General features: G+C 59.9%; 8 protein-coding genes and 1 other RNA gene. 2 read left to right on the top strand and 7 right to left on the bottom strand.

All coding sequences use genetic code 11. From position 1 onward, the window contains the following. Nucleotides 1–72 precede the first annotated feature (72 nt). The 7 genes from dapF to glmU form a co-directional block, all read right to left on the bottom strand. Nucleotides 73–915, bottom strand: a complete 843-nt coding sequence (gene dapF / locus T370_RS0119340) for a diaminopimelate epimerase (protein ID WP_029436714.1) — start codon at nucleotides 913–915, stop codon at nucleotides 73–75. A 506-nt stretch (nucleotides 916–1,421) separates the two neighbouring features. Continuing rightward, nucleotides 1,422–3,611 carry a glutamine synthetase III family protein gene (locus tag T370_RS0119335; protein WP_029436713.1) on the bottom strand — a complete coding sequence of 730 codons (2,190 nt, stop codon included), beginning with the start codon at nucleotides 3,609–3,611 and terminating at the stop codon, nucleotides 1,422–1,424. A 595-nt stretch (nucleotides 3,612–4,206) separates the two neighbouring features. Beyond that, complete coding sequence (gene rny, locus T370_RS0119325) at nucleotides 4,207–5,766, bottom strand: ribonuclease Y (RefSeq protein ID WP_005028355.1); 1,560 nt, start codon at nucleotides 5,764–5,766, stop codon at nucleotides 4,207–4,209. A 181-nt stretch (nucleotides 5,767–5,947) separates the two neighbouring features. Then, nucleotides 5,948–6,129, bottom strand: a non-coding RNA gene (gene ssrS, locus T370_RS24615) — 6S RNA. A 13-nt stretch (nucleotides 6,130–6,142) separates the two neighbouring features. Then, nucleotides 6,143–6,406: a cell division protein ZapA gene (zapA, locus tag T370_RS0119320; protein ID WP_005028354.1), complete on the bottom strand. Its 264-nt coding sequence runs from the start codon at nucleotides 6,404–6,406 to the stop codon at nucleotides 6,143–6,145. A 15-nt stretch (nucleotides 6,407–6,421) separates the two neighbouring features. Beyond that, nucleotides 6,422–6,646 carry a cell division protein ZapB gene (locus T370_RS0119315; RefSeq protein ID WP_005028353.1) on the bottom strand — a complete coding sequence of 75 codons (225 nt, stop codon included), beginning with the start codon at nucleotides 6,644–6,646 and terminating at the stop codon, nucleotides 6,422–6,424. A 292-nt stretch (nucleotides 6,647–6,938) separates the two neighbouring features. Next, nucleotides 6,939–8,315 carry a bifunctional UDP-N-acetylglucosamine diphosphorylase/glucosamine-1-phosphate N-acetyltransferase GlmU gene (gene glmU, locus T370_RS0119305; protein WP_029436712.1) on the bottom strand — a complete coding sequence of 459 codons (1,377 nt, stop codon included), beginning with the start codon at nucleotides 8,313–8,315 and terminating at the stop codon, nucleotides 6,939–6,941. A gap of 194 nt (nucleotides 8,316–8,509) precedes the next feature. On the opposite strand from glmU, the gene queC reads away from it, so the two are divergent. Together queC and queE are read left to right on the top strand one after the other, a co-directional pair. Continuing rightward, complete coding sequence (gene queC, locus T370_RS0119300) at nucleotides 8,510–9,229, top strand: 7-cyano-7-deazaguanine synthase QueC (protein ID WP_005028351.1); 720 nt, start codon at nucleotides 8,510–8,512, stop codon at nucleotides 9,227–9,229. Nucleotides 9,230–9,421: 192 nt separating this feature from the next. After that, the gene (gene queE / locus T370_RS0119295) at nucleotides 9,422–10,063 is read left to right on the top strand and encodes a 7-carboxy-7-deazaguanine synthase (RefSeq protein WP_029436711.1); all 642 of its coding nucleotides are present in this window, start codon (nucleotides 9,422–9,424) and stop codon (nucleotides 10,061–10,063) included. Nucleotides 10,064–10,132: the final 69 nt, after the last annotated feature.

Here is a 10,132-nt window from a genome sequence, read left to right as displayed (position 1 = left end):
GTGGGGGGAGGTTTGGAGGGGGGCGGGAGAAGCCTTTCTCCAGAAAGGTTCTCCCGCCCCCCTCCAAGTGCTTTAGCCCAGCCATTCCCCTGTAAACACCGTCACCGCGCCGCCGGTCATGAAGACATGGTTGGTGGCCTTATCCCATTCGATGTCGAGCTCACCGCCAAGGAGCTTCATGCGCACCTTGCGCTCGGTATTGCCGGTCAATACGGCGGCGACCACGGACGCGCACGCCCCCGTGCCGCAGGCAAGGGTTTCGCCCGCGCCGCGCTCCCAAACCCGCATCTTCAAATGATGCCTGCCGACGACCTCCACGAACTCGGTGTTCGTGCGCCGGGGAAACAAGGGATGATGCTCAAACTGCGGCCCGATACCGGATAAATCCAAGTTGTCGATGCCATGCATGAAAACGACGGCGTGCGGATTGCCCATCGAAACCGCCGTGACATTCCAGACGCGGCCCTGTACCCGCAGAGGCCGGTTAATGAAATCCTCGCCGGGCCCGCTCACCGGGATATCCTTGGGAGCGAGGCGGGGTTCGCCCATGTCCACCGTCACCGTCTCCACTTTTCCGCCGGAGACATGAAGCCGGAGCGTCAAAACACCCGCCAGCGTCTCGATGCGGACCTGTTCCTTATCCGTATGCCCGTTGTCGTAGACGTACTTGCCTACGCAGCGGATGCCGTTGCCGCACATTTCGGCCTCCGAGCCGTCCGCATTGAACATCCGCATCCGAAAATCCGCCTCACCGGGATCGGAGGGAGGGCAAATGAGAATGAGCCCGTCGCTGCCTACGCCAAAGTGCCGATCGCTGATACGGCGGGCCAGCGCTTCCGGGCTGGAAATGGGTGCCTTGAGCGTATCCATATACACATAATCGTTTCCGGCAGCCTGCATCTTGGTAAACCGCATGTCTGTTTCCCCTATCGTTGAAAAACCGCCCTCCGTGCCGTTTCACAGAGGAAACCAACGGAGGCTCCAACAAGCGCCATAACGGGCGCCCTCATCACATCAACCTGACAATCATTTGGAAAATATGGAAATATACGCATACTACCCATCAGGGGGACCGACTTTTCCGGAAACCAAAGTCCGATATGCAGCTTGCTTTTTTCGCCCAGTACGGGTATTCAAACCCTGTCCTGAAAATGTTTCAGGGTGGGAGTAGAGGGGCAGTCTTTTTCTTCGGAAAGAGGCTGCCTCTCTCGTTTCCGGACGCCTGAGCCGAAAAGAGGGAAGCCCTTCCCGGAAAGGCTTCCCTCTCTCCCGTTCCCTCCGGCAAAGCGCCATACTGCACACGGAGCCGTCGCCGGAGGACGGGCACCACGCCCAAACAGGCCCCAGCGGGATATTCTTCAGCAACGGCAGGGCAGCTCCCTGCCCGCCTCGGAAAACGGAGAAACGCCCTCCTCAGAAGCCTAATGGAGCCACAGCAGTTCGGCGTAGCTCGGCAGCGGCCAGTCATGGCTGGCGCACAGACATTCCAGCGCATCGGCATGATTGCGGCACGCATTCATGGCCGGGAGCACGGTGTCACGGGCGTAGGCGGCGCGTGCCAGCGCCGTGCCCCCGAAATCGCCGTTGACGGCGGCTTCAAGGGTATCCAAAGCGGACATAAGGCCGCGCACCTGCTCGCGTACCCGTACAAAATACGCTTTCTCCTCCGCCGCATCGTCTACAAGAGCCGCTGCGGACGAAGCCGCTTTCGCCAAGCGGGTCTGATACGCCAAGGCGACGGGCAGGATGCGGGTGCGCCCAAGCTTCAATGCGGTATACCCTTCGATCGATACGCTGTGCGTGTAGTTCTCCAGCAAAATTTCCTGCCGGGACAGCATTTCCCTCGGGCTCAGGACGCCGTGGCGCTCAAAAACAGCCATCACATCCTTGTCGCTGTAGTGGGCAAGGGCGGCCACGGTGTCCTTGAGGTTCGGCAGCCCGCGCTTTTCAGCCTCGGCAAGCCACTCGTCGCTGTACCCGTTGCCGTCGAATACGATGGGCATGTGCTCGGCAAACAGTTTGGCGAGCAGGCTCTGGATGGCGGCGTTGAGCGGCGTCCCTTGGGCAAGCTCGGCTTCCAGCATGGAGGCGATGTCGTCCAGCGCGCAGGCCATGGCCGCATTCAGGGAAATATTTGCCGTAGCGATGTTTTGGGAGGAGCCGAGGGCGCGGAATTCAAACTTGTTGCCGGTGAACGCGAACGGGCTGGTCCGGTTGCGGTCGGACAGATCGCGCGGGATATTCGGCAACACGGAAACGCCTATCTGGAGCGGTTCCGAGCAGCCGCCGGCGGCCTCTTTCCCGTAGGCGATGGCACGGATGATCGCGGAGAGGCTGTCCCCGAGATACACGGACAGCACGGCGGGCGGCGCTTCGTTGGCGCCCAAGCGGTGATCGTTGCTGGCCCCGATGATGCCGAGGCGCAGGTTGATGCCGTGCTTGTGCACGGCGCGCAGGACGGCGGCGAGGAAGACGAGGAACTGGGCGTTCTTCATCGGGGTTTCGCCGGGGTTCAGCAGGTTGTGGCCGTCGGAATCGCACAGCGACCAGTTGTTGTGCTTGCCCGATCCGTTGACGCCCGCGAACGGCTTTTCATGCAGCAGGCAAACGTAGCCATGCCGCCGGGCCGTGCGGCGCATCACTTCCATCGTCAGCATGTTGTGGTCCGTGGCGATGTTCACGTCCTCGTATACGGGAGCGATCTCGAACTGGCCGGGAGCCACTTCGTTGTGGCGGGTATGCGCGGGGATGCCGAGCGCGAAAAGGCGCTGCTCCACATCCTGCATATAGGCCAGAACCCGGCTGGGGATGCTGCCGAAGTAGTGATCCTCCATTTCCTGCCCCTTGGCGGGCTTTGCGCCGTAAAGGGTGCGCCCGCACATCATGAGGTCGGGCCGCTGGACATAGAGACGCCGATCGACAAGGAAATATTCCTGCTCGGAACCCACCATCGCCTGAACGCCGGTAGCCGTCGTATTGCCGAGCAGGCGGAGGATGCGCAGGGCCTGTGCGGAAACGGCCTCCACAGAGCGCATCAGCGGTGTTTTGCGGTCAAGGGCCTCACCCGTGTAGGAATAGAACACCGTGGGGATATACAGCGTCTTGCGTCCGTACTCGTCGCCAAGCAGGAATACCGGCGAGGTAGGGTCCCACGCCGTGTAGCCGCGGGCCTCAAACGTCGAACGGATGCCGCCGGACGGGAAGGAAGAAGCGTCCGGCTCACCCTTGATGAGCATTTTTCCGGAAAACTCGCCGAACACCTGCCCGTCCGCCGTGGGAGACAGGAAGGCGTCGTGCTTTTCAGCCGTCAGCCCGGTCATGGGCTGGAACCAGTGGGTGTAATGCGTAGCGCCGTGTTCGAGAGCCCAATCCTTCATGGCTCCGGCGATGATGTCGGCATCGGCTGGATCAAGCGGGGTACGATGGGTCATGGTCCGCATGAGGCGGTCATACACCTCACGCGGGAGGCGCTGACGCATGACGCGCGTGTTGAACACATCGCAGCCATACCCGTTGGCAAGAGCCTTGCCCTGCTCCGGAGCCGGAAGAGGCGCAACAGGCTGGGCGGTGGAAATATGATCAAGGGCTGTTTCACGGACGGTGGAACTCATGGGATCACTCCTCGAATAGGTTGATGCCCGGATAGAAGCAAAATCGGGGCCAACATATTCAAAGCGTGAGCGGCGAACACGTCCATTCTGTAATGGATTAAAATCACAAAGTTATCCCGTCTATACCCTGAGGTTGAATTCCAGATTTCCCTTCTTCCGGAGGAAAGGGACGAGGCGTGCATGAAAAAATTCCACCTTTACGTAGAATTCATCCATCCATTTGATTTCATGGATTTTTCAATCGGAATTTCTTCCTTCATCCGCCAGCGTTCATTCCTTGAACGCTCAATCAAATTGAATTCCATGGGGTTTTCTCCAAAAAGACCTTTTTGTAGGAAATACCTATCAATCTACATTTTTGTAGATTGATGGCAGTATGTCAGTGCAAAGCGCGTCGTTTCCCCGGAGAGACAATGCATGTGTGGGCGCTGCCTACTCCAACACAGCAAGACCGCAGATGGATAAAGAGAATCTTTTCACAGAGCCGAGGGTTGAAGAGGCGGCATCATTTGCGGTCCGCTCTCCCCAATGCCCTCCAGCATAAAAAAAGGAGGGAACCGAAGTTCCCTCCCGTGAATGGCATGAGGAGCGGCGGCTATTTCGCGTAGCCGACGGCCCGGCGCTCACGGATGACCGTGACGCGGATCTGGCCGGGATAGGTAAGGTTTTCTTCAATCTTGCCGGTGATGCCCTTACAGAGCATGTAGGTCTGATCGTCATCCACGTTTTCGGAATTGACCATGACGCGGATTTCGCGCCCGGCCTGAATGGCGTACGCTTTGGATACTCCGTCGAATTCGGAAGCGATGTTTTCCAAATCCTCAAGGCGCTTGACGTAGCTTTCCAAGAGTTCCTTGCGCGCGCCGGGACGGGCCCCGGAAAGGGAGTCCGCAGCCTGCACCAGCACGGCCAGCGCGGTTTCAGGGCGCTGATCCTCATGGTGTGCGGCGATGGCGTGCAGGATTTCCTTGCTTTCATTGTACTTTTTGGCGAGATCCGCGCCGATGAGCGCGTGCGGGCCTTCGACCTCGTGGTCGACGGCCTTGCCGATGTCGTGCAGCAGGCCGGCGCGCTTGGCTTTCTTGATGTCCATGCCGAGCTCGGCGGCCATCATGCCGCACAGGGCGGAAACTTCCAGCGAATGCTGGAGCACGTTCTGCGTGAAGCTGGTACGGTAACGGAGCTGGCCCAGAAAGCGGACGAGTTCGGGATGGATGCCGTGCACGCCCGCGTCGAACGTGGCCTGTTCGCCCACTTCGCGGATCTGCACTTCAAGCTCCTGCTCGCATTTGTGGACAACATCCTCAATGCGGGCCGGATGGATGCGCCCGTCCTGAATGAGGCGTTCAAGGGCCATCTTGGCGACCTGGCGGCGCAGGGGGCTGTATGCGGACAGGATGACTGTCTCGGGAGTGTCGTCGATGATGAGATCAACGCCGGTAGCGGCTTCCAGAGCGCGGATGTTGCGCCCTTCACGGCCGATGATGCGGCCTTTCATGTCTTCGCTGGGCAGGGTCACGGCGGTGACGGTGTGTTCGCCCACATAGTCGCCCGCATAGCGCTGGATGGAACAGGCGATGATCTCCTTGGCCTTGCGGTCCGCGGTTTCGCGGGCTTCGGCCTCAATGAGGCGCATCATCTTGGCGGCCTCGTGGCGGGTGCGGGACTCGATTTCCGCAAAAAGCCGCTGCCGGGCCTCCTCGGCGGTCAGGCCGGAGACTTCCTGCAGACGGTGTTCCTGCTCATCGATGCGTTCGTTGAGCGTTTCCTCAAGCTCGGCAAGTTTCCGCTCCTTTTTGGAGAGGTCTTTTTCGACGCTCAGGAGTTCGTGTTCTTTTTCGGTCGCTTTTTCAAGCTTTTCCTCAAGCCGCTCGCCCTGCTCCTGAAGCTTGCGGTCGCGGGCCTTCAGCTCGCGCTCGCGTTCCTTGAACTCATGCTCAAGTTCGCGCTTCTGGTTGAACAGCTCGTCCTGGCCTTGAAGAAGGATTTCCTTCTTCTGCGCCTGAGCTTCCTTGCGGGATTCTTCAACTATGCGGGTCGCCAGCTCGGTGGCGTCGCCAATCCGCTTGGCATTGAGGTGTTTATTGAGATAAAAGCCCACGCCCCCGCTGACGCATATCGCCGCGAGGACGCTCAAGGCGGTAAAAAATTCCATAAATCCCCTCCCTTTATAGTGTCGGGCCGAAGCCCGTTTATGCAATGTCATGAAGCTGCCGGCAGACAGCATCGTCCAAGGCATGGGGAGGACATTCTGATGGGAAAAGAAGAAGACAACACGATCCGCACAATGGAAAAGACGGATCTGTATAAGCGGTGTCCCAGAACAGGACACCAGAAATGACCCCAGAGCGCCGTGTCAGAATACCGGTGCGGAACCTGGTCTCCCAGGGGGGAACCTTGGACAGATCTTTAGACTTCCCGACAAGTCGGGCATGCACACCAATCTCTCGCTCGGCTCCCAATTTCTAAGCTTGTGAGGTCAGCACCAATAGGCGGATCACGAACGCTCCAGGGAACATTTTGCCAACAAATTAATCCGTTTTCTCTATAAGCTCCAGCAAGTTGGCGAGGCGAGTCTCCACGCCGTCAAGCTGCTGCTGTGTTTGTAACAAGTCGTCTGCAACTCCCAAAACCAGAAGCGTCAGCAGTTTTTCCCTGCCGAACTGCCCTCCTTGGTTTTTCAATCTCTCATACTGCTTCTCGACGAAGTCCTGAGCCCGCTCGATACGAGCGGAATCAGCATCCGTACGGAAGGAAATGTCCATGCCGAGGACATTGAGCTGAAAGCTGTGCATACGGATATCGGTCGGTTACGCTTCGGCCGTAAACTCGCGAATCGTCGAGAGCAACGTGTCGATGCGGCCGTTAATCTCTTCCTTAGTGTGCTGCTCCTGCTCCAAAGACTCCTTCAGAGTCTTGTTCTCCTCGTCGAGAGCGTTTACTTTTTCCTGCAAGGTCTTGTTTTCCTCGCGGAGGGTATCAATCTGGCCGAGAAGCTCAACCACACGGGTTTCCAAGAGATCAAAAAGTTCCATGCGAAGACTCTACTCTTTTTGCCGTTTCATGGCAAGATTGAGGGTGAGAAGAAAAGGGTACGATACAGTTTTCGCAAAGGCGGTCGCCGTGTCGGCGGAGGTGCCGGGGCCCACCTTTTCGGGAATACGCGCATCAAATCCGTTTGTCATAATCCGGAGATGTTCTTTTAGTAACGGAATATCCACAGTTCTTCAAGACGCTGGAAGCCTTGTTCCCACATTACCCGCCGAATACCCCTCCCCTGAGCGGCATCTCCCGGCGCAATTCTCTGATATAACCTCTGAAACGCACCTATTTGCGGTGCACATTCATTTGCTTGCCGCGCGCGACGGCCAGATCGCCGTCCGGCACGTCCTTCGTAATGACCGACCCCGCGCCCACGAGCGCCTCCGCGCCCACGGTGACCGGGGCCACCAGCGCGGTGTTGCTGCCGATGAACGCGTGCTCGCCGATGACGGTTTTGTATTTATTCACGCCATCATAGTTGCAGGTGATCGTACCCGCTCCGATGTTCGCCCGCGCGCCGACCTCCGCATCCCCCAAATAGGTAAGGTGGTTGGCCTTGGCCCCTTCACAGAGGCGCGCCTTCTTCATTTCCACGAAGTTGCCCATATGCGCCCCGCGTTCCATCACCGCGCCGGGGCGGAGCCGCGCATACGGCCCCACGAGACAGTCCGGGCCGACCTCGGCATGGTCCATATGCGAGAAGGAATGCACAACCGTACCGCTTTCCACGCGGCTGTCCCGGATCACGCAATGCGATTCGATGATCACGTCCGAGGCGATGTGCGTATGGCCGTACAGTTCGCAGGGGCCGAACAGTTCCGCGCCCGGCTCCACGGTTACATACGGGCCCATACGGACCATGTCCGGGCCGTGCATGGCCACGCCGGCCGCCAGCCGTTCCTCCACGATGGCACGCCGCCGCAGTTCCTCGGATGCCGCCAGTTCGGCGGGATTGTTGATCCCGAGCAGGTTCGGGTCGCTGCCGCAGGACAGCCCGCGCACGACCATGCCTTCGGCCACGGCCATGCCCACAAGGTCGGTGATGTAATATTCGCCGCTCTTGTTCTCGTTGCCGAGCTTCGGGACAAGGATTTCCACGGCTTCAAGGTTCAGCATGTAGATCCCCGCGTTGATCTCGCCGGTCGGCTCCCCGTGGACGGCGACGTCGAAATCCTTCGCTTCCACGATGGCACGCAGTTCGCCGTTTTGACGGACGATGCGGCCATACGCGCCGGGGTTTTCCAACGTCAGCGTCGCCACGGACACGTCCGCGCCTTCAGCATAAAACATGAAATCGCGCAGCGTATCCGTCGTGATCAGCGGGGTGTCCCCGTTGACCACAAGCACTTTCTTCATGCCCGCCCGCTTCAGTTCCGGCAGGGCGACCATCAGGGCGTGCCCGGTGCCGAGCTGTTCCTTCTGCTCCACGAAACGCAGATCGCGGCCCGCAAACGCCGCCCGCACCATATCCGCCTCGTGCCCGATGACGGCCCATACCGCCTCGCCGAACAGGGGGCGCAGCGCTCCCGCCACATGCCCAAGCAACGGTTCGCCCAAAATAGTGTGCAACACCTTGGGCTTCTTGGAGTGCATACGGGTACCCTTGCCCGCCGCGAGAATCAGGGCGCAGCAGGAAGAGGAAAGCGCGCTGGAATTGGACATCACATCACCTCATGCGTATCTTTCGCCCGGGGCGGACCCCGCGCGGTATCGTCAAATGTTCCCGCCCTCGGGGCGGAGGCCGTCCATGCGGCGGCGTTGCCTTATACTACGCTACAACTCACGTGCTTTACAAGCTCCCACTCCCTGCGTTAGCAACCGTTCGAGACTACAACAACGCCTTTTCAGGACAGCATATGACCAGCAATACAGACTCTTCGGCCCTTGTCATTTTTTCCGGCGGACAGGACTCCGCGACCTGCCTCGGATGGGCCCTCAACCGTTTCGATCGCGTCTTTACGGTCGGTTTCGACTACGGACAGCGGCATCATGTGGAAATGGAGTGCCGCCGGAACGTACTGAACGCCGTCCGCTCGGACGCCTCCCTGCCCGCATCGTGGGCCGCCAGGCTCGGCGAGGACACCCTGCTCAGCCTCGGCCTGTTCAACCAGATCGGCGAAACGGCCATGACCAGCGACATGGAAATCGCGTTCAACGAGCAGGGCATCCCCAATACATTCGTGCCGGGCCGCAACCTCGTGTTCCTCACCGCCGCCGCCGCGCTGGCGTGGCGCAAGGGCATCCGGCATCTGGTGATGGGCGTCTGCGAAACCGATTTTTCCGGCTATCCCGACTGCCGCGACGACACCGTCAAGGCCATGCAGGTCGCCCTCAACCTCGGCATGGACGCCCGTTTCGTCGTGCATACCCCCCTGATGTGGCTGGACAAGGCCCGCACATGGACCCTCGCCGAGCAGGAAGGCGGCGCGCCTTTTGTGGAGTGTGTCCGTACCGTGACGCACACCTGCTATATCGGGGATCGCGGCGAGCTGCACCCGTGGGGCTACGGCTGCGGCCAGTGCCCCGCCTGCAAGCTGCGCGAGCACGGATGGAAAGAGTATTCGGAAGGGAAATGAGCGAATCGGGGAGGGGAAGGGCACCCTTTTGAAAAAGGGCTGCCCTTCCCCTCCCCTTCCCTCCTAAAACGTTTGTAACGAAGGCCGGGCGGACACAGCGTCCATGTCTCTCAATAAAAATCGGCGGCGACTTGATTCATTTGAAATCAATGATGAAACCACCGCCTCCATTTCGTAATGGAGCAGGAAAACATGGCATACCGGGTCAAGGAAATCTTCTACACGTTACAGGGCGAGGGCGCACAGGCCGGGCGTCCGGCGGTGTTCTGCCGCTTTTCCGGGTGCAACCTCTGGTCGGGCCGCCCCGAGGATCGGGCCACGGCGAAATGCCGGTTCTGCGACACGGATTTCGTCGGCGCGGATGCCGGGGTTTTCGCCACGGCCGAGGAACTGGCGCAAACCATCGCCGCCACCTTTCCTGTGCTCGATCCCCAAGCCTACGGCGGGCGCAAGCCCTACATCGTGTTCACGGGCGGCGAACCGGCCTTGCAGCTCACCCGCGAGCTTATCGATCGCCTGCACGCCCTCGGGTTCGAGCTTGGCGTGGAGAGCAACGGCACGCTGCCCCTGCCCGAGGGGCTGGACTGGATCACGGTCAGCCCCAAGGGTTCCAACCCGCTGGCCACGACTTCCGGCCACGAGCTGAAACTTGTCTGGCCGCAGCAAGGGTGTTCGCCCGAGGATTTCGAGGATTTGGATTTCCGGCATTTCCTGCTCCAGCCATGCGACGACCCGCGCAACAAGGCCAACACCCGCGAGTGCATCGCCTACTGTCTCCTGCATCCCCGCTGGAGCCTCGGTTTGCAGACCCACAAGTGGGTTGGTGTGAGGTAGAGGGACATGACGATTTGGAGGGGGAGGGAGGCCCTTTCTGGAGAAAGGGCCTCCCTCCCCCTCCAAGCC

This window comes from Bilophila wadsworthia ATCC 49260 (genome assembly GCF_000701705.1).
Taxonomy (GTDB): domain Bacteria; phylum Desulfobacterota; class Desulfovibrionia; order Desulfovibrionales; family Desulfovibrionaceae; genus Bilophila; species Bilophila wadsworthia.
The sequence above is the reverse complement of the archived record's forward strand: the minus strand, read 5'-3'. Positions and strand labels throughout refer to the sequence as shown.

Bases quoted from the DNA above. Each gene is read 5' to 3' on its own strand.
- dapF (WP_029436714.1), bottom strand. From the start codon at position 915: ATGCGGTTTACCAAGATGCAGGCTGCCGGAAACGATTATGTGTATATG.
- T370_RS0119335 (WP_029436713.1), bottom strand. From the start codon at position 3,611: ATGAGTTCCACCGTCCGTGAAACAGCCCTTGATCATATTTCCACCGCC.
- rny (WP_005028355.1), bottom strand. From the start codon at position 5,766: ATGGAATTTTTTACCGCCTTGAGCGTCCTCGCGGCGATATGCGTCAGC.
- zapA (WP_005028354.1), bottom strand. From the start codon at position 6,406: ATGCACAGCTTTCAGCTCAATGTCCTCGGCATGGACATTTCCTTCCGT.
- T370_RS0119315 (WP_005028353.1), bottom strand. From the start codon at position 6,646: ATGGAACTTTTTGATCTCTTGGAAACCCGTGTGGTTGAGCTTCTCGGC.
- glmU (WP_029436712.1), bottom strand. From the start codon at position 8,315: ATGTCCAATTCCAGCGCGCTTTCCTCTTCCTGCTGCGCCCTGATTCTC.
- queC (WP_005028351.1), top strand. From the start codon at position 8,510: ATGACCAGCAATACAGACTCTTCGGCCCTTGTCATTTTTTCCGGCGGA.
- queE (WP_029436711.1), top strand. From the start codon at position 9,422: ATGGCATACCGGGTCAAGGAAATCTTCTACACGTTACAGGGCGAGGGC.